Consider the following 22209-nt stretch of genomic DNA (forward strand, 5'->3'; position numbering starts at 1 on the left):
GTAGGTAGTAACCACAGGTTAAACCTGAAATACCCGAGCCGATGATTGCTATTTTCATTGTTGTTATCCTTGTTCCCTATCCTGTTATCTATGCAGCGAATGCGTTCAACGCGAGCCAAGTAGTCGGCTGACCAGCGCGGTTTGCCAACGATAAGGCAACGCACCAAACACGCGCAGTAGCGTGGTGAATCGTTTGGGGAAATAGAGCGTCGACACACCCTTTTCCAAACCTCTTCGAATCGAGTCCGATGCCGATTGCACCGAAACCATCATCGGCATATCAAACGTATTTTTGTCCGTGAGCGGCGTTTTGACAAAGCCTGGAAAAATGAGCGTGACATCAACGCCTTTGGGCTTGAGATCCAGCTGCAGCGTGCGGGCGAGATAGCTAACCGCCGCTTTTGAGGCGCCATAAGCTTCTGCCCTTGGCAAGGCGACCTCACTGGCGATCGAACCCAAAATTGCGACACGCTGCCCTGGTGAAAAATGCGATTGCGCTGCGGTGACGAGATTGACCACCCCCATCACATTAATCGCAAAAATGCGCTCGAACAGAGCAGCATCCATCAAACCATCATCGATGTACTCACAATCTCCGGCGCTGAGCAGCCATACGTCCGGTGTGTTCTCGAGGGAGTCGATGGCTTGAGTGGTCTGCGCGAGATCGGTGACATCAAACCGCAGCGGCGTTATCGTCTCAAATTGCTGCGCCAGCTCTGCGAGCGCTTGCTCGTTTCGACCACAAGCGATCACCTTCCAATGGTCTCGGGCGTAATCCATCGCCAGCTGCTTGCCGATGCCAGAGGTCGCCCCCGTGATGAGAACGGTCTTCATTGTCCGAGCCTCTGTTTGATCGATTTAATGACGCTACCCAAAATAGGCAAGTTTTCGTACAACATTTCACCAAGATCGAAGTAGTCGCGATGGTAAATAACTTTGCCATCGGCAAATTTAAGATGAGACACGCCATTGACAGCAACAGGCTTGCCTTTGGACAATTTGGGGTGCTCCAACGTCATCACCCAAGTTAAAAAACCCATATCGCCGCTTTGTTGGGCGTACTGAATATCAAACTCGCAGCGCTGGACATTGCTATAAAGCGACTGGAAGTAGCGCTCAAGCTCAGGCCAGCCTTCCATTCGATGAGCGGCATCTTCAAATACCACATTTTGGTGATAGACCTGCTCAAGCAACACCAGATTATGCTTATCGAGTTGCTGATAGATACTGCCGACTGACTGGACGTCCATTTCGCCTCCACCTTACATTCACACAAGTTATACATTTTTATTTAATGTACAACTTATATAACCTTAGTTGAACATCAAAAGTTGTACAAATTATTTTTTGTACAACTTTACACTGCCACGTTGTACGTCTGCTTAGCGAATAAGATCAAAAAAAGGCTTGGTGATAAACCAAGCCTTTTCAGTCAATTAAGTTGTCTTTATGACGAGATAAGCGTTATGAGTTGCGCAGTGCGGCAATGCGCTTATCCAGTGGAGGGTGGCTCATAAGCAGTTCGGTCATTGAGCGTTTACCGTTAATACCAAAGGCCATCATCGATCCTTCGAGTTGAGACTCGTGGCTCACTTTAAGGCGCTCAAGTGCAGCAATCATCTTGTGTTTGCCAACCAAATTCGCCGCACCCGCATCGGCGTGGAACTCACGGTGACGGCTGTACCACATGGTAATAAAGCTCGCGAGGAAACCAAACACCAATTCCAACACCATAGAGACACCGAAGTAGACCATCATGCTACTGCCGCCCTCTTCGTCGCGGTTCGACGAGACGATATTGGCAATAAAGCGTGACAAGAAGATCACAAAGGTATTCACCACACCTTGCATCAAGGTCATGGTGACCATATCACCGTTGGCGATGTGGCTCACTTCGTGTGCCAACACAGCTTCCGCTTCATCGCGGGTCATGTTGTGCAAAAGACCGGTCGATACCGCGACCAGAGAGTCATCACGCTTAGCGCCTGTCGCAAAAGCATTGATATCAGGAGAATCATAAATGGCCACTGTCGGCATACCGATGCCCACTTGGTCAGATTGACGTTTTACGGTTTCAAGCAGCCAGTGTTCTGTTTCGTTGCGTGGGCTTTCAATTACCATGCCACCAACGGAGCGAAGCGCCATACTCTTAGACATCAAGAGAGAAATGAACGAACCGCCGAAACCAAATACCGCCGCCATTACCAGCAAGCCCGATAGGCTACCTGGCTGCAAACCGGTGGTCGCATAAACGATATTAAGCACCACACTAAGCACAAGGATAACGGCTAAGTTGGTCGCTAGAAATAACATGACACGCTTCATTATTTACTCTTCTCCACGCAAAAGCTGACAGTGAACAGATCCATCGCCTGTTCTGAATGAACTGTTACGAATGACCTGTTGTAGATGAATTGTGGGCACATTGACTCAATATCAATACCTAGCATAGGAATTATTTCAGGCTAAGTATGACGCACCCCACAATTTATCAGGGATAAAGAGAGTGTATTCCTTTTCTCAATAACGTTAAGTGGCAAATTGAAACATTTGATGTCACAGCACTTTTTCACCTCTATCTTGTATCATTCAACAGGCCAACCAAACACCATTAGACTTTGGTCTTATTGCTGCATCTTGGTTTCATGGTAGATTTCAAACAGATTTTCACTTCCATGGATAAGAGAACGACATCATGGTTGAAACTAACAACTATCAAATGGCTATTGATATGCTTCGTTGTCACTTAGGATTGTCTGAGGATGAGGCCAAACAACAACTGGGATTAGCCTTGGGGCAATCAGCGCAGAACCACGCAATGGAAATGCAGCAAGCCATGCTGGGGCTAAGCGAAGAGCAGTAAACGGCAACGAAATAAACGCATCGGATAAAGACGCAACGAGAGAGGGCAGCCACACGGCTGCCCTTTTTGTCTCTTCAGTGCGGTTATCGCCTAAAACCGATCACACTTCTAACAAAGGTGAGGTCGCACCAGCAATCAACGGCTCAACATTGATGTATTTTGCCAAATCTTTGCGTTTGACGCTCGGCACGTATGGAATCTCGCCGATTTTAGGTGCGTCAATCTTGTTCTCAAGCATTTCAATGATGTCACGATAATGCTCTGTGCCCGGGTTGACGCGGTTTGCAACCCAGCCAATGACGTCAAGACCATCGGCTTTGATGGCATCTAGCGTCAACATCGCGTGACTCAAACAGCCCAGCTTAATACCCACCACCAGTACCACCGGCAGCTTTTCTTGCACGACCCAAGTCGATAAACAGTCACTTTCGGACACTGGCACGCGCCAGCCGCCCGCGCCTTCGACAAGGACCATCTGCGCATTTTGCTTGTGTTGCGCTAACTTATCGCTCAGCACCGCGTAATCAATCGTCACATTTTCGCGCTGCGCCGCAATATGTGGTGATGCAGGCAGCTCTAACGCATACGGGTTGACGTCTTCATAAGCGACATCCAACGTTGCAGCGCTTTGTAAATAGAGCGCGTCTGAATTACGCAGTCCAAATTCTGTCTGTTCGCTTCCAGCCGCAACCGGCTTATAGCCAATTGTCTTCATTCCTTTCTCGGCTAAAGCGTTAAGGATTGCTTTAGAAGCAACCGTTTTGCCTACATCGGTATCCGTACCAGCAATAAAAAAAGCATCAATCATCGATGTATAACCCCTAAACAAACCTGATAAGTTGCGGGTAACAACCCCTCTTGGTTTTGAAATACCTGGTACGCTTGCTCTAACTTTCTAAGCGTTTGGCGACTCATGAGTCCCGGTGAGCGGCCGCTCACATGGTTTGCGCCAATGCCCTTTAAATCACGCATTAGAGAAAAAGCAGTCTCATACCACACTGTGACAGCGGGCAAGTCTAGATGATGGTTGCTTGATTCAGATTGCGCTAACGCAAGTTTTAACTGATTGACGGTAATAAAATCGTTAACGTGTTGATATGAATCAATATTGCGCCATGCGCATTTCAACTCATCGAGCGATCCATCCAGCAAAGTCGAAAATACAATCTCACCGCCCTTTTTCACTACGCGGCGCATTTCTTTAAGTGGCAGAGCCAAGTCCTCGCACCACTGCAAAGCCAAGCTTGAGAACACGTAATCCACACTGCCCGCTTGCAGCGGCAACTGTTCGGCATCGCCTAATTGATAGTGCATGTTCACGTCACCGCAGCGGGCCCTCGCGGCCGCCAACATATCCGGAGAGAGATCAAGACAGATCACCTTAGCCCCGCGCTGTTGTAGCTGCCAAGAGAAATACCCCGTCCCGCAACCGACATCCAGCACGACTTGACCACTCAAATCGCTGGGCATGCGTGCAAGCAGTCTCTCACCCACATCACGCTGGAAAGCAGCATGGGCATCGTAGGTGGCGGATGCTTTGCTAAACGCATCACGAATGGCGGATTTATCGCTCACTGCTTTATCGCTGACTGTTTTGACGCTCACCGGTGTAAGAGGATGTGGGGAAGGTGTCTTTACCGCGTGCATGAGTGTCCTCGTCCCGTGGGTTTTCTTGCGCCTTTGATGGCTTGGGCCAACTGATGAATGTGCGTTTTAGTATGATTGGCGGTTAAAGTAATGCGTAGCCGCGCGCTGCCTTTGGGTACGGTTGGCGGGCGAATGGCGGTCAACCATATACCTTGCTGTTTCAGCTGTGAGGCGGTGGCCACCGCATCGTCACTTTCGCCAATGAGCCAAGGCTTGATGGGTGTCGGCGTTGACACATATCCAGGTTCGTCACTAAGCAGTTGATCGTACAGTGCCGTCAATTCAGCTAACTTATCTCTGCGCCACTGCTGCTGCTCAATGATCTCGCTCGCTTTATGCAGGGCGACCGCTTGCGCACCGGGCATGGCTGTCGAGTAGACATAATGGCGAGCAAATTGCGTCAAGTAATCGGCCAATTCGTCATGACACAGAATCGCCGCACCTGAGAGCCCAAACGCTTTACCAAAGGTGACAATCAACACCTGTGGTTTGATGCCCGCATGCTGGCAGCTGCCGCGTCCACCTTCGCCGAGCACGCCGATACCGTGAGCGTCATCAACCGCAAGCCATGCCTGTTGCTCTGTGAGCTCGCTGATCCCTTGCAGCGGCGCAAGATCGCCATCCATGCTAAACACCCCTTCGGTAACAACAAGGGTGGCAGTCTCAGGAGCAATGGTGTTCAATACCTGGCGCAAATACGGCATATCGTTGTGTTTAAAGCGCTTCATGGTCGCAGGACAGAGTACCCCTGCTTCCATCAAGGATGCGTGGTTGAGTTTGTCTTGAATCAGCACATCGTCTTGCTGAAGTAAACTCAATAGCAGCGCTTGATTAGCGGCAAAACCGGAGCTGAACAGCACCGCCCTCTCATAACCTAGCCATTCACACAGCCGCTCTTGCAGCGCTTGATGCGCGCCGCCATGACCTGTCACCAATGGCGATGCGCCAGAGCCATTGCCATAGACGGTGATACCTTGCTGCCAGGCTTGCCCAATAGTGGCGTTCGTCGCAAGACCAAGATAGTCGTTGCTGGAAAAATTCAAGTATCGGCGCTCGTTATCAGCAATTTCTACCTGATTGCCACCGTGCAAAGTGTGTGTCTGACGCAGTAAGCCCTGCGAGCTGCGCTCAGCCAGCGCAGCGCGCACGCGAGAATCAAACGCTGGCATCGTAGAACAGGTCGTCTTTGGCTGGGCGAGCTGCCACACGTTCAACAACGCGATCCAGCAGATCGTTCTCTTCTATTTCATCCGGCTTTTGCGACACCTGTTGACTGTTAATGCCCAGCTTTTTGAACAGCTGCATATCTTTGTCTTCCGATGGGTTTGGCGTGGTCAGCAGTTTGCAACCATAAAACACCGAGTTGGCCCCGGCCATAAAGCACAGTGCTTGCATCTGCTCGTTCATATTTTCACGTCCAGCAGAGAGGCGTACTGCAGAGCGCGGCATCATAATGCGCGCAATGGCAATTAAGCGGATGAAATCAAACGGCTCGACGTCCTCGACCTCTTCCAGTGGGGTCCCTTTGACCTTAACGAGCATATTGATCGGCACACTCTCAGGGTGTGTCGGTAGATTAGCCAGCTCAACCAGTAAGCCCGCTCGGTCATTGGCGCTCTCACCCATGCCAATAATGCCACCGGAGCAAATCTTCATGCCTGCGTCACGCACGTGTGACAGAGTGTCCAGTCTATCTTGATAAGTGCGAGTAGTAATGATGTTGCCGTAGAACTCTGGCGAGGTATCTAAGTTGTGGTTGTAGTAGTCAAGACCAGCCTGTGAGAGCTCTTTCGCCTGCTCGGCCGTCAACATGCCCAGAGTCATACAAGTCTCAAGCCCCATCTCTTTGACGCCTTTGATCATCTCGGTGAGATGAGGCATATCGCGCTGTTTGGGGTTCTTCCATGCCGCGCCCATACAGAAGCGTGTGGAACCCGCACTTTTCGCTTTTTGCGCGGCATCGAGTACCCGCTCGACTTCCATCAATCGCTCTTTTTCAATGTCAGTTTGGTAACGCGCACTTTGCGGACAATATTTGCAATCTTCCGGGCAAGCGCCGGTTTTGATCGACAGCAGGGTACTCACCTGCACGTGATTGGCCTGCTGATAGTGGCGATGGACGGTTTGCGCTTCAAAGACTAAGTCCATGAATGGCTTTTCCATGAGCGCACGGACTTGCTCGACAGTCCAGTTATGACGTACTTCCACCTGCTTTCCTTTTTATTATTGGATTGATTTCTCGCCAGTCTACTGACACCATACGCACTGTCAACACAATAAAAACACGCAGGTTTACATCTGCTTAATATTTGAACTTTGATTTATTAAGGAACTTTGATGGATCTCGCCTTTGATCGCCGCCATATCTGGCATCCGTACACTTCTACTCTCACACCTCTGACCTGCTACCCTGTTCGTAGCGCAGAGGGTGTCTATCTTGAATTAGAGAGCGGTGAGCAGCTGGTCGATGGCATGTCGTCTTGGTGGGCTGCGATTCACGGCTACAATCATCCTGCGTTAAATCGTGCCGCCCATGAACAAATTGACACCCTCTCTCATGTGATGTTTGGTGGCATCACCCATCAACCGGCGATCACCTTGTGTCAAGCGCTGCTTGAGCTCGGACCGGATAATCTTGAACAGGTGTTTCTTGCCGATTCTGGTTCGGTGGCGGTGGAAGTGAGCCTAAAAATGGCGCTGCAATATTGGCATGCGAAAGGCGAGCCGCGCTCAAAGTTTCTCACCCTTCGAGATGGCTACCATGGCGATACCTTTGCGGCGATGTCGGTAACTGATCCTGACAACTCCATGCATTCGCTCTATAAAGGCTTTCTGCCTGAACACATTTTTGCTCGCTCGCCTCAAACAGGCTTCTGGCAAACGTGGCAACCCAGTGATCTGGACGATTTTCGTCAACAGCTCGCTAATCATCATCAAGAAATAGCGGCGGTCATTCTTGAGCCCATAGTGCAAGGTGCGGGAGGCATGCGCATTTATCACCCAGAATTTCTAAAAGGCGTACGCCAACTGTGTGACGACTATGGCGTGCTGCTGATATTGGATGAAATCGCCACCGGCTTTGGCCGCACAGGCAAGCTGTTTGCCTGCGAACACGCCGAGGTTCAGCCAGACATCCTCTGTGTCGGTAAAGCGCTCACCGGCGGTTACATGACGTTATCCGCCACGCTCACCACTCGCCACGTTGCTGACACCGTCTGTTCGGGCGAAGCCGGCTGCTTTATGCACGGCCCGACTTTTATGGGCAACCCCCTCGCCTGCGCCGTCGCAAGTGCCAGTATGGACTTATTGAAAACCGGCGAATGGCAAACACAAGTTGCGGGCATCGAACGTCAATTTGCTTCGCTGCTGCCGAGACTAAAAAAATATCAAAAAGTCAAAGACGTGCGCTGGCTCGGCGCGATTGGTGTGGTAGAGACGACGACAGCGGTGGATATGGAAAACATCCAAGCGCATTTTGTTGAGCAAGGCGTCTGGATACGCCCATTCGGACGTCTTATCTATATGATGCCGCCGTTTATCAGCGAACCTAAGCATATTGAGAAGTTGGTAATGGCAGTGGAGAGCGCGCTGGGGAAAGAGGCGTGTTTTAAAACTCAAACTGAATCCTAGTTCCCAAAATCTAGGAACTAGGAACTAGACACTAGGAACTTACTCCTGATCAATCATCCAGCGGCGGAAGGCTTTGCGCTCTTCGGTGGAAGATTTTAGGTACCAGGCTTTAAGTTGGTCAAGGTTGTTGGTGTCAACCATTTGAGGGGCGACTTGTGGGGCTTCAGCCATATCCGTCATAGCGGCGGCGGTAACAGCGGTTGCGCTGACGGCGGCGACAGGTTTATCGACGAGCGAACCTTTGTCGAAGTAGATTCCGCGCTGCTCATTGTATTCTGCCAAAGATGCCTTAAGTCCAGAGAAAGGTAGAAATCCAGTTTTACCTTGTATTATCCCCTGTGTATATTCAACTTCATTGCCATCTATAAATAATCGCCATTCAGGATTAGGGGATTCAAAAACAGCCCTCGCCTCCATAGAACTTCTCGCGACAGGATGATCAATAGTAGCCTGGTCACCGGACATAGTAAAAGTTAGGACATAAGGCTTAGAAGTAAACACGTCACCGCTAGAGCCCTTTGACATATTTTTATCCATTCTGACAACAATTTGTGTGTAACCCTCTTTAATGGAATTCACTCCGATCTTATTCTCTGCACTCTGACCATTAATATATAGAATACTCACTCCACGCTTAGGTGTGAGCGTTGCAGCATGACTGGAATGTGTTGAGGCAACCACCAAAAACCACATAAAAATATAAGCTCTCATCCTTTCCCTCTGTCATTTGTATGGATAACATGAAATAAAGCCACCCGAAGGTGGCTTTATGATTCCTAAACTTCTTAAGCTAAATGATTAGAAAGAAGCTTCAACACCGATTGCTAGACCAGTGTTGTCATCAACACCTTCTTGATCTAGACCACCAACTTCTGCATAAAGCTTAGTGTTTGGTGCTACAGCGTATGTTGAGTTAACGAACCAACGGTCTGCTTCTTTAGTCTTGTCGTCGTGAGAGCCGATTGAGTAACCAGCTGCAAAGCCAAGTTTACCTAGACTGTAATCTGCAGCAAAAGACACGTTGCTGTTATCAGAGTTAGCAGCGTCTGCTGCAACTGCGTAGTAAGCAATAGCTAGGCTGATGTTTTCAAGGCCACCGTATACAGCTTCAAACGCGTAAGCAGTATCATCTTTTTGCTCTGCGCTGTCGTCTGCATTGTACTGGGCAAAAAACGCAGATAGGTCAAAATCAGCTACACGGTAGCCAACTCGTGCATCGTAATATGTATCCTGAGAACCACGTTGCTTGGATTCTGAAGAGATTTCACCTCCATCAAGCAGTAGGCCTTGATCAAGTTTGTTTTGTACGAAACCTAGGGTTGCGTATAAATCACCGTTGTCAAAATCATAACGTACTGCTTCGTCAGAGCACTCATCTGTCGCTGCTTCAAGAAGAGAAGCAATACCAAACGCTTCATCAGAGCCGATACCTAGATCATCAGCAGCAGTACATAGGCGACCAAATTTAATTGAGCCAGCCGTCTTGTGGTACGCAGCTACATAGGTGTCACCGTTACGCGTAATTTCTGAGTTAGTGCTTTCTGAACCGTCGAACTCCCAGTATGCACCGACTGTCCAGTCATCGTTTACCATGTAACGGATGTCAAAGCCGAAATCAGCGTCTTCGATGCGTTGCTGCATTTGGCTTGAGCCAGTTACGTCGTTGCGGTAAACAACTTCAATATCACCTTTCAGGTTTACTGAAACACCATCTTGGTTGTACACCTCAATCGCCGCGTTAGCAGACGAAGCCGCCATAAGTACTGCTAGAGCTACTAGAGTCTTTTTCATAATAATCCACTGCCTTTTCTATAGAATGGGAATTCCCTATCCGGTTCCCTTTATGTTTTAGAAGATGACTCAAACTCTTTATTGGTCCGATGTCATCGCCACTAAATTTCGAGGTTTAGATTGCAAAAGATTCCCCTAAGTGTCAAATGTTCTAAACCACACAACTAAAAAAACATAAATTATTTTAAAATCATATGTTTACATATAAAGCTGCCGTTTTTTAGACCAGGTTCATAAAAATATCTCCACGCCACAGGCCTTACCAAAACCGTTAACATTTAGACTTAAACGCCAATTAATCGATAAAATTAAGTAAATGACAGAATATAAATCTACCATTTGTGATTATTTGGAGTGATATATATTTTACAATTAGAATTAATTATAAGTTCTTGAAGGTTCAGTTTTTTTTTGTGAAGGAGATCTAGATTTGGTCATTTGAGATTCTATTTCGTGAACTGAGTAGCGTTTAGCAAACTGTGCTATCATCCGTCGCCCATAGCGAAGGTCCCCATATGATTGCCAGTAAGATACAAAATTCTATCCGCCACAGTTATCAATCTCTCCAACATCAGTTAGAAAACTTCGTTCCTCGCCGAGCACAAAACTACTTGGTCGCAGAGATCGCCAAAACATTATGTGGCGAGTATCACAAATCTAACCGGATGATAGTTGCAGAAGCGGGGACCGGGATTGGCAAATCACTCTCCTATCTGATGGCCGTGATACCCGTTGCGCTGTTCAATAATCGTAAAGTGGTCATCTCCACCGCCACCGTCGCGCTGCAAGAGCAGCTCATCAATAAGGATTTGCCACTATATAGACGCCTCTCTGATCGTGAGTTCTCCTTTATCCTCGCCAAAGGCCGAGGCCGTTATTGCTGTGCTGAAAAGCTCTACACCGCGTGTGGGGCAGACGGCGGGCAGATGGCGATGTTCGAAAGTAAGCCGAAGAAAAAAGAGGTTGAACTGCTTGAGCTCATGCACACCAAGTTGGCACAAAACAAATGGAATGGTGACCGTGACGCTTGGCCCAAGCCAATTCCCGACCACTTGTGGCAAATGATTGTCAGCGATAAGCACAGCTGCAACACCAGTTTACCTGCGCATCGCCAGTGTCCGTTTCAAAAGGCCCGTGCCGAGCTTGATAAGGTCGACGTGATCATTGCCAACCACAGCTTGGTGATGGCCGATGCCGATCTCGGGGGTGGCGTGATACTTCCAGAGCCTGAGAACACCTTTTATGTGTTTGATGAGGCGCACCACTTACCCCACGTCGCGCGCGATCACGCCTCTGCCGCAGCCAGTTGTAAAGGCGCTGCCAGTTGGCTAGAAAAGCTCAATCAAAGTGTGACCAAATTTGCAGGCCTTGCCGATGAAAAGCGCGTCGCAAGGTTTAAAAATGAGTTGCAAGACAGCATTGCGCAGCTTATTCCAACCTTGGCGAAGCTCCCCGCACAGTTTGATACTCAGGCGTTTGAAGATCGTCATTATCGCTTTGAACATGGCGAGCTGCCCACTTGGCTATTTGAACAGGCCAAAGAATTGAAGACCTATTCGGTCAAAGGTGCTCAGGCCGTCGCTAAGGTGGCGGATCTGATTTCAGAACGCGTCAAAGACGGCGAAATTGCGAACCGACTCGCAGAACCCGCGCTCGCTGAGCTCGGTTTTTACATTCAGCGTTTTGACAATCTCGCCCAAGTTTGGCGCTTAATGGCCGAGCCCACGCGTGAAAAAGGCGCACCTTTAGCGCGTTGGTTATCACTACATCCGGAACGCGAAGGCGACATTATCGTCAATGTCTCGCCGCTCGAAGTGGGTTGGCAATTGGATCAACAGATCTGGAGCCGCTGCGTTGGAGCGGTACTCACTTCCGCGACTCTTCGCGCGCTCAACTCATTCAGCTTTTTCTGTCGCCAAGCTGGCGTGAGTGAAAAAGAGGAAGACGGTGTGCGCTTTCTTGCGCTCTCGTCGCCGTTTGACTACGCCAACCAAGCCGAATTGGTCATACCGGCAATGAAGATGGAGCCCCAAGCGCCACAGTTTACTGAATATCTTATAGAGATATTGCCTAACTGGATTGAAGACAAACAGGCCAATTTGGTTTTATTCTCCTCCTATTGGCAAATGAACCAAGTCGCAGAAGCGCTGAGTAGCGAATTTGTTAAAAAGGGTTGGGCGCTGCAAATTCATGGTCAAGAGTCGCGCTCTGAAATCCTAAAAAAACATAAAACCCTTGTGCAGTGTGGCAAGACGAGCATTCTGTTTGGCACTGGCAGCTTCTCAGAAGGGCTGGATTTACCGGGTGACTTGCTGACCAACCTGGTGATCACCAAGATTCCGTTTGCGGTGCCGACCTCCCCTGTGGAGCGCTCCCATGCAGAATACATCGAGCGCAAAGGCGGAAATCCGTTTATGCAGATCTCGGTACCCGAAGCGAGTAAAAAGCTGATTCAGTCTGTCGGTCGCTTGCTGCGTAAAGAGCGCGATTCTGGTAGAGTCGTCATCCTTGATCGCAGACTGGTCACCAAACGTTACGGGAGTGCGCTGTTGGACTCACTTCCTCCATTTAAACGCACCATTAAATAGTGGTGCGATTGACACCCATAACTTACAAGCGCGTCAAGCATATAAAGAAGAATACACATTATGGAACTTTTTGAGCCAACCATGTTGTTGGTGTTGGCACTGGTTGCTTTTGTTGCTGGATTTATTGATGCCGTCGCCGGCGGTGGCGGCATGTTAACGGTGCCTGCTCTCCTGTCGCTCGGCCTACCGCCGCACATTGCGCTCGGTACAAACAAGTTAGCGGCGACCTTCGCATCATCAACCGCCGCGTTTACTTACTACCGAAAGCGCCTGTTTAAACCTGAATGTTGGCTAAGAGCGTTCTTTGCCACCCTAGCAGGGGCAATCTTAGGCACCTTGTTTGTTGATTTCATCTCAACCGAGTGGCTTGAAAAAATCTTACCGCTGATTATTCTGGCAGCGGCTGTCTATACTGTTTGGCATAAAACACCGAACGCAAAAATCAATGAATCGCCACCACCTTGCCCTATACTACATAAAAAGCAGATAGGCCAAGGTTTGATTCTAGGCTTTTATGATGGCGTTGCCGGCCCCGGTACTGGTGCGTTTTGGACCGTGAGCTCAATGGCGCTCTATCGCCTCAATATTTTGTTGGCTTCTGGTTTGGCCAAGGCGATGAACTTTACCAGCAACTTTACGTCATTGGTGACATTTGCGATTTTGGGTCACATCGATTGGGTACTAGGTCTGACGATGGGTGTCTGTTTGATGGCTGGTGCGTTCGTTGGTGCTCATTCCGCGATACGATTTGGCGCAACGTTTATACGCCCAGTCTTTGTTACGGTCGTCAGTGTGCTCGCCGTCAAACTGGCGTTTGATGCGTGGTTTATCCCTGGTTAACGCAATGAATAGATTCGATTCGCTAAAGCAAACCTTAGAGAACCTTGCCCTGCAAGCCGCGGGGCTTGATCGCCAACGCGGTGAGCACCACCTACCGCTGTTTGATGAACGGCTGTTTTCCTGCCGAGCCAAACTGCTTGTTCCCTGCGTGACAGAAACACAAGCCACATTGACGTCGATTTTGCGCGAAGAACAAGCGGGCAAATTGACCACGCACCGAGCAGAATACCTCGGCGAGCGTTTACTGTCGCAAATCAGTGCCATTGAGCGCGAATTGGCCACCACCTCAATCCGTAAAAACGAACCTAAGCACAAAAGCTATTATAGAAAGCCCATCAACGAGCTCTACCAACAACTGGCGCAGCATCAAGAGTGGGAACGTCGCTTAAAAGAGATGGTGAGAGATAAAGAGCGTGCACTGCAAAACGCCTCATCGTTTGCCCAAGCACAAGCGCAGCAAGCGTTACTGGCTACCGAGCAGCGTCTAAAACGGTGCCAAGAGTCTAAGTTGAAAATCGAAAATCAAATCACCTATCGAGAGAGAAACCAGTAATGTCTAGCCAAGAACAGTCAGCGGCAGCAAACAGCGGGCTTGAAAACGCCCCCGAAGAGATCAAACTGGCGGTAGATTTGATCTATTTATTGGAGAGCAATGAGATCGATCCTCATACTGCTTTAGCCGCTATCGATATCGTAAAAAGCGATTTAGAGCGAAAGTTGGCACAATAAGGTCAACGCCCTGACTTCAAAGACTTGCTTTCTTGCTTATCGACTAATCGCTGGATAAAACAAAAACGCGCTCGGTGATGGGATTCACCGAGCGCGTTTTTCTCAATAAGAGATGTATGTTCTTTGATGCTATACCTTAAATTGATTGACCAGTTGCTGCTGATTTTTCGACAGCTCACTGATCTGGCCGCTGACCGTTTCTGACTCTTCCGCTTGAGACAAAATTTGTGCGCTCAGATCGCGGATATTAGCGACACTTTGATTCACTTCGCCTGACACCGACTGCTGCTCTTCTGCCGCTTTAACAATCTGATTGTTCATATCGTTGATGGAAGCGATCGCGCCAAATACGTGATTAAGCTCTTGTACCGCCTGTTCAACCTGGCTGGCAGAGTGATTGGCGAGCTCATTGCCCTCTTGAATCGCAGACACCACATCTTGGGTGCCCTTCTGCACACTTTCGATCACTTTGCGAATTTCACCGACTGAGTCTTGGGTACGGCTGGCAAGATTACGGACCTCATCGGCCACCACGGCAAAGCCACGCCCCTGATCACCCGCGCGCGCCGCTTCAATCGCAGCGTTGAGCGCCAACAGGTTGGTTTGCTCCGAAATGCCCTCAATCACAGTCAAAATTTCCGTGATGTTGGCGTTGTTCTTCGCCAGCTCTTCCACTACGGGCACCGCTGCGGTCATACGTTCAACCAGATGTTCCATTTCATGTTGCGATTTTTCAATCACTTGTTGACCGACGGTTGCCGCCTGATGCGCTTTATCCGCCTCTTGCACCGCAATTTCTGCGTTTTGTACCACAAGGCCTGCGGTTTGCGTCATCTCTTCAGACGCCGTCGCGACTAAGTCGACCTCTTTAAACTGGGCGTCACTGCTGCGTCTCGTGCCTTGGGCGGCCACTTTCGATTGTTCGGTTGTGGTCCCTACTTGCATCGTGGTATCAATCACATCACGAATAATGTGTTGCAGCTTTTCCAAAAACGAGTTGAAACCCATGGCGAGCTGACCAATTTCATCCGCCGATTTCACCTCAATACGTTGGGTAAGATCACCTTCGCCCGACGCGATATCATCCAAACGCGCCACCACGTCACGAATCGGTTTCACCAAGCGATTAGCCATAACACCAATCGTAAATAAACCAAACAGCACCAGGACCGAACCCGCCAACAGTTCGGTGGTCACGCTCGATTCCACTTGCGCCGTAATGGTCGCGTCAAGGTCATCGGCATCGGCCAACACACTGTTTCTTGGCATATCAAACAATACGCCCCAGGTTTGATTCGCCACCATAATCGGTGCGAACACCGTCATCCAGTCACCGCTTTCGCTCCACTGTGTCACCACTTCTTGACCCAAGAGCAACTCTCGTAGCGCTTCACTGCTGTGCATGTCGCTCTGATAAGGTTGACCAATGGCCGCGTCAGGCGCGTCACTGGCGATCAAAGAGCCATCAAAGCTAACAATATTGACGCTGCCATCGCCCGAAAAGAGTTTGCTATCCGCATCGGCCACCACCTCTTTCAAGGCGTCGAGACGCAAATCAATCCCAAAGAAACCAATGCTGGTGCCATCAAGCATAATCGGTACCGAAATCGAGGAGGTTAAAAATGTTTCCTCCTCTTGAGTAATCAAACGTGGCGTAGTCACACACGCTTGTGCTGTGGTCAATGGACACTCAAAGCGCTCACGATTACTTGGGTCTAAAAGCAGGGCTTCACTGAGCACGCTGTTCACCACATTTTCACCATTTTGCGCGGTGATCCAGTAAGGCGCAAAACGGCCCACTTCATTTGAACCGACATACTCAGCATCAACGTAATTGCTGTCTTCATTGTCGAGCATGTCCGGTCTAAAGACCAAATACGCCCCTTGAATCGATTCAAAGTCCATCACCGAACGACGAACCATTTCATCCAATGCGGTACGCAGCTCTTCACTGTCACCAAAGTTTTCTTCGGTATTGCGCTTTAAGAACATGGCGCTGGAGGCCAACATTTCTGCGCGGTAGAGCGCTTCATTGAGATACTCCGCCACCTCAGTACCGCTGAGTAGAGCGCGCGTTTGCAGCAACTGCTCGGATTTATCGATCACCGATTCCGCGCTTTGCGCTTTGATCAATTGTTGATTGGATAAAGCGTTGTAGACCGAGAAGCCAATTAAAGAGAGTGACGTAATGAGGAGACAGCAGCCAGCGAAAAGCGTGATCTTCCATTGAACCGAAAGCGTTCGCATAATACATCCTTATAAGCAAACTTGTTGATAGTTTTGTTCAATCATTACAGCATATTGAACTTGATTATCAATCAAAAGTTTAAGAATTTGTTACTATCGCTCGGAGGAAGATGCTGAACGCTTGGCATTAGTCAGCCAAAAGTGGAAGTGTTACTATTCAAAACCAGTGGATTTAGACTGCAAAAACGAGACCTATTCAAGCAAGGATTATCAATGAAAGTCATCTCTTTTAATATCAACGGCCTTCGCGCCCGCCTTCATCAACTGCAAGCCATTATTGATAAGCATCAACCTGACGTGATTGGTCTTCAAGAAATCAAGGTGCATGATGAAGCTTTCCCACTCGAGGATGTGGAAGCGATGGGCTATCACGTGTACTTTCACGGTCAAAAAGCGCACTACGGTGTGGCCATGCTGTGTAAGAAAGCGCCGATTCACGTGCAAAAAGGCTTTCCGACCGACAATGATGATCATCAAAAACGCATGATCATGGCGACGTTTGAAGACGACGCGGGAGAGAAAGTGACCGTCCTCAATGGTTACTTCCCTCAAGGTGACAACATCCACCACGAAACCAAGTACCCGTATAAGCGTCAGTTTTATCAAGATTTAATGACCTACTTGAACGAGTATCACAGCAGCGACGAGCAATTAATCGTGATGGGTGACATCAATATCAGCCCACTGGACAGCGATATTGGTATTGGTGAACCCAACCGCAAACGTTGGTTAAAAACGGGCAAGTGTTCGTTCCAACCAGAGGAGCGCGAGTGGCTTAACACCTTGATGGATTGGGGATTGGTCGATACGTTCCGTCAGGTTCATCCGAGTGTCGACGATCGTTTTTCATGGTTTGATTATCGCTCTCGCGGTTTCGATGATAACCGTGGTCTACGTATTGATGTGATTCTAGCTACGCCAAGTTTGGCGCAAAAATGCGTCGAGTCGGATATTGATTACGAGCTGCGCGGGATTGAAAAACCGTCTGACCACGCGCCTATTTGGTCGACGTTTAAGTAAGCGGACTGACTAGGATAAAGAGCTGGGTAAGCCGACGTTCCAAAGCCGCCGATTGAAAATAGCAGTGAAAAAAATCCGGAGCATCAACTCCGGATTTTTTGTTTCTAACGCCACATTTTGAGTAGTGACGTTACGATAAGCAGCGGTTAGATAGCGATAAAGTCGGCTTTGTAGTCTGGGTTAACATCCGCGTCGTAATCCACGCCTTCAACACCAAAACCAAACAGTTTCAAGAACTCTTCTTTATACTCGACGTAATCCGTCAGCTCTTTTAGGTTTTCAGAGGTGATTTGTGGCCATAGGTCACGGCAGTGTTGTTGGATGTCGTCGCGCAATTCCCAGTCGTCTAAACGCAGGCGGTTCTTCTCATCCACTTCTGCTGCGCTGCCATCTTCTTTGTAAAGACGCTGGCTGAACATGCGGTAGATTTGTTCCATACACCCTTCGTGAACGCCTTCCTCACGCATCTTTTTAAAGACCATAGCGATATAAAGCGGCATAACAGGAATCGCAGAACTCGCTTGAGTCACAACCGATTTCAATACTGCGACATTCGCGCTGCCACCGGTTGAAGAAAGTTTCTCGTTCAGTGCTGCGGCTGCGCGGTCTAAGTCCATCTTCGCTTTACCTAGCGCACCGTCCCAGTAGATCGGCCACGTCAGCTCAGTGCCAATGTAGCTGTAAGCGACGGTTTTGCAGCCATCAGCCAGCACGCCGGCTTCAGAGAGGGCATTGATCCACAATTCCCAATCTTCGCCACCCATTACGGTGACAGTATCTTTGATCTCTTCTTCAGTCGCAGGCTCAACGCTCGCTTCGATGATCACATCTTTGTTGGTATCCACCGCTGTCGATGTGTAGGTTTCGCCGATAGGCTTGAGAGAAGAACGAATCACTTCACCCGTCTCTGGCATTTTACGTACTGGAGAAGCCAGTGAGTACACCACCATATCGATCTGACCCAGATCTTGTTTGATCAGCTCAATGGTTTTTTCTTTTGCTTCGTTTGAAAACGCGTCACCGTTCAAGCTTTTTGCGTAAAGACCTTCTTCACGCGCGAGTTTTTCAAAAGCGACAGAATTGTAGAAACCGGCTGTGCCCGGCTTTTTCTCTGTGCCTTCTTTCTCGAAGAACACACCGATGGTTGAAGCGCCGCCACCAAATGCCGCTGCGATACGAGAAGATAGACCGTAGCCACTCGATGCGCCCACAACCAGTACACGCTTAGGTGCGTTCTTGATTGGGCCTTGCGCCTTAGTGTAAGCAATTTGTTCTTTTACGTTAGCTTCACAACCCACTGGGTGCGTTGTTGTACAGATAAATCCACGAATTCTAGGTTTGATGATCATATTCAACTTCCTTAACAAAACCCGGCTAGGATAAAAGGTTCAACGCCAGATCGCATCTAATTTCTGTAAAAATGTCGTGAAAAGGCAAGTGGTTGGATCACTTCCTGTGGCTTCTCTCTGTGGTATCCAAAGCATTTTACTGAGCAGAAACAGCAGAGGCACCATGACGGTGCCTCTGAGTAGTAAGAGCGGTGACGTACTTTATTACGCCACGCTATCGAGCTTTGGCTTCGCACCCTCTTGATGGGTACGAGTCTCGCTGAAATCGTGGCTAAAGTGGTCCACTTGAATGGCGCGGTAACGCAATTTATCCGCGGCCAAGATCTTATCCACTTCAGCTTGAGTCAGCACGCCAGCGTCTAAGGCTTGCGCTAATCGCTCGGTCAGCAGCCCTTTACGAGCGACTACACCGTCTTTAGCTGCACGCATCAGTTTGCGCTCTAAGCTCTTCACCCCATACATGGCAAGGAACGCGTTTTCCATCAAGCCGACACTGTCATCCGCGTCTTTGCCAATGTAGCAAAGGTGAGTGAGGCGATCACGGTGCGCTCCTGGTGTCATCAGACTTTCTGCCAGTTTCACAGTAAGCTGATCACTTGGCTTGGTGTAGCGATTGCCCAGTGGGAAGATGATCACTTTCAGCAAACGCCCAACCGCTTTTTGTGGGTAGTTGGTAAAGGCTTGCTGCAATGACTGCGCCGCGTGATACAAACAGTGCTGCACGGCGTAGTGTACGTAATCGAGATCTTGCTGCTGGCGACCTTCATCTTCGTACTTTTTCAGTGCCGCAGACGCCATGTAAAGATACGCCAGTACATCCCCTAAACGCGCCGAGATCATCTCTTTACGTTTTAGATCGCCGCCCAGTGTCGCCATTGCGATGTCCGCACTGACCGCCAACGCACGGCTGAGACGTGTCATCTCTTTATAGTATTGCTGCGTTGGCCCGCTCATATCGGCTTTGATAAAGCGAGAGCCGGTGAGCGCCGCGCCAAACGCGCCGAAGGTGTTGCCCATCGCATGTTTGATGTGTTTGAACAGCAAATCATCAAATTGCTTCGCACCCTCTTTTTCATCTGGGTTGGCGGCCGCTTCCATTTCTTTCAGTACGTATGGATGACAACGCGTCGCCCCTTGACCAAAGATCATCAGGTTACGGGTCAAAATATTCGCACCTTCCACGGTAATAGCGACCGGCACACCGAGATAGTGCGTAGCAAGGTAGTTCATCGGGCCGTCTTGAATAGCGCGGCCTGAGTGAATGTCCATCGAATCATTCAAAATAGTGCGGGCCATTTCCGTCATGTGGTATTTGGCAATCGCCGTCACAATGCCCGGTTTCTCTTTCAGATCTAACGAGGTCGTGGTGAGTGTGCGGCTCGCTTCTAGCAAGTACGTCAAACCACCGATACGCCCTAGCGCTTCTGCAACCCCTTCGAACTTACCGATCGACATACCAAACTGCTTACGCACGTAGGAATACGCGCCTGTAGTGCGTGACGTCAGGTGGCCAATCGCAGTGCCAAGAGCTGGCAACGAGATACCGCGACCTGCTGACAAACATTCCACCAGCATGCGCCAACCTTTACCGGCGTAGTCTTGGCCACCAATGAGCCAATCCATAGGAATAAAGACATCCTTACCGCGCGTTGGACCGTTCATAAACGCCAACCCTAGCGGGTCATGACGCTCACCGATCTCCACCCCTTTGTGATCCGCCGGGATCAACGCACAGGTAATACCGAGCTCTTTTTCATCGCCCAACAGGCCGTCTGGGTCATACATTTTAAACGCAAGGCCAAGTACCGTAGCAACGGGTGCGAGAGTGATGTAACGCTTGTTCCAGTTGAGGCGAATACCCAGCACCTCTTTCCCTTCATGCTCGCCGTAACAGACGACGCCATCATCGGGAATGCCACCGGCATCTGAACCCGCTTCCGGGCCAGTTAGCGCAAAACACGGAATGTCGGTACCATCGGCAAGACGTGGCAGCCAGTAATCTTTCTGCTCTTGCGTACCATAGTGGGACAACAGCTCACCCGGACCTAACGAGTTTGGCACCATGACCGATACCGCTGTACTGATACTGCGAGTGGCGATGCGCGAAACGATGGTTGAGTTTGCCAATGCAGAGAATTCACGACCGCCATACTCTTTCGAAATGATCAGCGAGAAAAAGCGCTCTTTGCGTAGGTAATCCCACACTTCTTTTGGCAGATCGCGATCTTCTTTGACGATCTTGTGGTCATTGAGCATCGCCAACAAGGTTTCGAGCTCATTGTCCATAAAGGCTTGCTCTTCCGATGTTAGCGTTGGTGCAGGATATTGGTGCAACTTACGAAAATCAGGACGGCCTGAGAACAACTCTCCGTCCCACCATACGCTGCCCGCTTCCATGGCTTCTTTCTCTGTGCTTGATAGCGGCGGTAGTACTTTTTTGAACATTTTGAAAGCTGGGTCGCTGACCCATTTTCTTCTTAGAGAGCACATAATCCGATCCTTTTGTTCGCGTTAGGGTGTTGAACTTATTGTTAGTGTTATAAATGCTTTGTTGATGTTAAAAATGCTTTATTGGTCTTAAAAACCTTCGCTATTACTCGATTTATTTCGCCGCGACGCCCGCAGCCAAATAAGGAATCAGTTGGTCAACGACGGACTTAGCATCCATCGCTTTGCCGTAATCATTTTCAGCGATCTCTAGCAGCGCTTGACTCGAAGCCATAGTGAACACGCAGGTGCCGAGGGTAAAATGCAAACGCCAGAACAGCGCTTCTTGAGTCAACTCAGGGTTGGCTTTCATCACCGATTGCGTAAACAGTGATAACGTCTCTTGGTAACGTGTGGTGATGAACCAACGCAAGTGACCTTGCACATCGGTATAACCACGTCCAATCAGCAACATAAAGCGGCTGGTGCCGTTCGGTCTCACATCGTTTAAGTTTCTTAGTGGCGTACGCAGTGACTCAAACACGTCTGACATTTCATACGTATCATTGAGATTTAAGTTTATTAGTGCATCTTGCACTGAGGGCATAAAAGCTTCGAGATAACGGTTTAGCACTGCACGTACCAAGGTTTTCTTATCGCCAAAGTGATAGTTGACTGACGCGAGATTCACTCCAGCTTTGCTGGTAATGGTGCGAAGAGACGTGTCATTAAAACCATGCTCAGCAAACAACGCTTCCGCTACATCTAGGATTTTCTCTTTCGTCTTATTTCTCGCCGACATTTTAAAGCACTCGTATTAAACAACTGTTTGAAATATACATCCGAAACATTTAACTAACAACCAATTAACATCACATTTTTGCGCTTTGGTCTGACCAGATAAAAAAGTGTGAAAGTAATTCATTGAAACGTAAGAGAGATTTTTCCTTGCGAACAAAAAAGTGTGCAAAGAAGAAAAAAGAGAGGAAATTTATTGAACTGTTTGGGCCGTCCCCGGTCTGAATAGGTGTAGTGAGCAAGGTGCTGAGTGGAAGTGTTGGGATGCTTGTATTAACCT

The 22209-nt window shown here is 49.1% G+C and carries 21 protein-coding genes; 7 read left to right on the forward strand and 14 right to left on the reverse strand.

All coding sequences use genetic code 11. The features are described from left to right. Positions 1-105: 105 nt before the first annotated feature. From AC6R0S_RS03700 to htpX, 3 genes are all read right to left on the reverse strand, one after another. Positions 106-834, reverse strand: a complete 729-nt coding sequence (locus AC6R0S_RS03700; protein WP_500637238.1) for an SDR family NAD(P)-dependent oxidoreductase — start codon at positions 832-834, stop codon at positions 106-108. Beyond that, the gene (locus tag AC6R0S_RS03705; RefSeq protein ID WP_500637239.1) at positions 831-1250 is read right to left on the reverse strand and encodes a nuclear transport factor 2 family protein; all 420 of its coding nucleotides are present in this window, start codon (positions 1248-1250) and stop codon (positions 831-833) included. The genes AC6R0S_RS03700 and AC6R0S_RS03705 overlap by 4 nt, the downstream gene beginning before the upstream one ends. A 214-nt stretch (positions 1251-1464) precedes the next feature. Continuing rightward, on the reverse strand, positions 1465-2325 hold the full coding sequence (htpX, locus tag AC6R0S_RS03710; protein WP_334550795.1) for a protease HtpX: 861 nt from the start codon (positions 2323-2325) through the stop codon (positions 1465-1467). Between the two features lie 370 nt (positions 2326-2695). Between htpX and AC6R0S_RS03715 the strand changes: the two genes are divergently transcribed. Further along, the gene (locus AC6R0S_RS03715) at positions 2696-2863 is read left to right on the forward strand and encodes a hypothetical protein (protein ID WP_500637240.1); all 168 of its coding nucleotides are present in this window, start codon (positions 2696-2698) and stop codon (positions 2861-2863) included. Positions 2864-2963: 100 nt separating this feature from the next. Here AC6R0S_RS03715 and bioD read toward each other — a convergent pair whose 3' ends face one another. The 4 genes from bioD to bioB are packed head-to-tail and all read right to left on the reverse strand — an operon-like array spanning position 2964 to position 6718. Continuing rightward, positions 2964-3671 carry a dethiobiotin synthase gene (bioD, locus tag AC6R0S_RS03720; protein WP_500637241.1) on the reverse strand — a complete coding sequence of 236 codons (708 nt, stop codon included), beginning with the start codon at positions 3669-3671 and terminating at the stop codon, positions 2964-2966. Then, positions 3668-4510: a malonyl-ACP O-methyltransferase BioC gene (gene bioC, locus AC6R0S_RS03725; RefSeq protein ID WP_500637242.1), complete on the reverse strand. Its 843-nt coding sequence runs from the start codon at positions 4508-4510 to the stop codon at positions 3668-3670. The genes bioD and bioC overlap by 4 nt, the downstream gene beginning before the upstream one ends. Beyond that, positions 4498-5679, reverse strand: coding sequence for an 8-amino-7-oxononanoate synthase (gene bioF, locus AC6R0S_RS03730; RefSeq protein WP_500637243.1), 1182 nt, complete (start codon positions 5677-5679; stop codon positions 4498-4500). Before bioF ends, bioC begins: the two co-directional genes overlap by 13 nt. Then, positions 5666-6718 (reverse strand): biotin synthase BioB, encoded by a 1053-nt coding sequence (gene bioB / locus AC6R0S_RS03735; protein ID WP_500631640.1) that lies wholly within the window; start codon positions 6716-6718, stop codon positions 5666-5668. The genes bioF and bioB overlap by 14 nt, the downstream gene beginning before the upstream one ends. 129 nt (positions 6719-6847) lie before the next feature. Between bioB and bioA the strand changes: the two genes are divergently transcribed. Next, the gene (bioA, locus tag AC6R0S_RS03740) at positions 6848-8140 is read left to right on the forward strand and encodes an adenosylmethionine--8-amino-7-oxononanoate transaminase (RefSeq protein WP_500637244.1); all 1293 of its coding nucleotides are present in this window, start codon (positions 6848-6850) and stop codon (positions 8138-8140) included. 39 nt (positions 8141-8179) lie between these two features. Here the strand turns inward: bioA and AC6R0S_RS03745 are convergent, their stop codons facing one another. Further along, a complete protein-coding gene (locus AC6R0S_RS03745) occupies positions 8180-8851 on the reverse strand; it encodes a DUF2057 family protein (RefSeq protein WP_500637245.1) in 672 nt (223 codons plus the stop codon). A gap of 87 nt (positions 8852-8938) precedes the next feature. Continuing rightward, positions 8939-9931 (reverse strand): porin, encoded by a 993-nt coding sequence (locus tag AC6R0S_RS03750; protein WP_500633529.1) that lies wholly within the window; start codon positions 9929-9931, stop codon positions 8939-8941. Positions 9932-10446: 515 nt separating this feature from the next. Between AC6R0S_RS03750 and dinG the strand changes: the two genes are divergently transcribed. Genes dinG through rsmS form a run of 4 tightly spaced genes read left to right on the forward strand, consistent with a single transcriptional unit; the run spans position 10447 to position 14088 of the window. Further along, positions 10447-12519 carry an ATP-dependent DNA helicase DinG gene (dinG, locus tag AC6R0S_RS03755; protein WP_500637246.1) on the forward strand — a complete coding sequence of 691 codons (2073 nt, stop codon included), beginning with the start codon at positions 10447-10449 and terminating at the stop codon, positions 12517-12519. 60 nt (positions 12520-12579) lie between these two features. After that, positions 12580-13359, forward strand: coding sequence for a sulfite exporter TauE/SafE family protein (locus AC6R0S_RS03760; RefSeq protein ID WP_500637247.1), 780 nt, complete (start codon positions 12580-12582; stop codon positions 13357-13359). A 4-nt stretch (positions 13360-13363) separates the two neighbouring features. Further along, positions 13364-13912, forward strand: a complete 549-nt coding sequence (locus tag AC6R0S_RS03765) for a primosomal replication protein (protein WP_334550813.1) — start codon at positions 13364-13366, stop codon at positions 13910-13912. Beyond that, positions 13912-14088 (forward strand): pleiotropic regulatory protein RsmS, encoded by a 177-nt coding sequence (gene rsmS / locus AC6R0S_RS03770; protein ID WP_500633526.1) that lies wholly within the window; start codon positions 13912-13914, stop codon positions 14086-14088. Before AC6R0S_RS03765 ends, rsmS begins: the two co-directional genes overlap by 1 nt. Before the next feature lie 129 nt (positions 14089-14217). On the opposite strand, the gene AC6R0S_RS03775 is transcribed toward rsmS, so the two are convergent. After that, a complete protein-coding gene (locus tag AC6R0S_RS03775; protein WP_500633525.1) occupies positions 14218-16335 on the reverse strand; it encodes a methyl-accepting chemotaxis protein in 2118 nt (705 codons plus the stop codon). Between the two features lie 213 nt (positions 16336-16548). Here AC6R0S_RS03775 and xthA point away from each other — a divergent pair, with 213 nt between their 5' ends. Beyond that, a complete protein-coding gene (xthA, locus tag AC6R0S_RS03780; RefSeq protein WP_500633524.1) occupies positions 16549-17355 on the forward strand; it encodes an exodeoxyribonuclease III in 807 nt (268 codons plus the stop codon). Between the two features lie 146 nt (positions 17356-17501). Here xthA and fabV read toward each other — a convergent pair whose 3' ends face one another. The 4 genes from fabV to AC6R0S_RS03800 all read right to left on the reverse strand — a co-directional run. Next, positions 17502-18704 (reverse strand): enoyl-ACP reductase FabV, encoded by a 1203-nt coding sequence (gene fabV / locus AC6R0S_RS03785; protein ID WP_334550818.1) that lies wholly within the window; start codon positions 18702-18704, stop codon positions 17502-17504. Positions 18705-18908: 204 nt separating this feature from the next. Further along, positions 18909-21194: an acyl-CoA dehydrogenase gene (locus AC6R0S_RS03790; protein ID WP_500637248.1), complete on the reverse strand. Its 2286-nt coding sequence runs from the start codon at positions 21192-21194 to the stop codon at positions 18909-18911. A gap of 112 nt (positions 21195-21306) precedes the next feature. Then, complete coding sequence (psrA, locus tag AC6R0S_RS03795; RefSeq protein ID WP_334550821.1) at positions 21307-21933, reverse strand: TetR family transcriptional repressor PsrA; 627 nt, start codon at positions 21931-21933, stop codon at positions 21307-21309. Positions 21934-22003: 70 nt separating this feature from the next. Continuing rightward, positions 22004-22209 (reverse strand): hypothetical protein (locus tag AC6R0S_RS03800; protein ID WP_500637249.1); only part of this gene is annotated, 206 nt, incomplete at its 5' end.

The sequence above is a fragment of the Vibrio sp. R15-SG3-ISO1B genome, assembly GCF_059833835.1.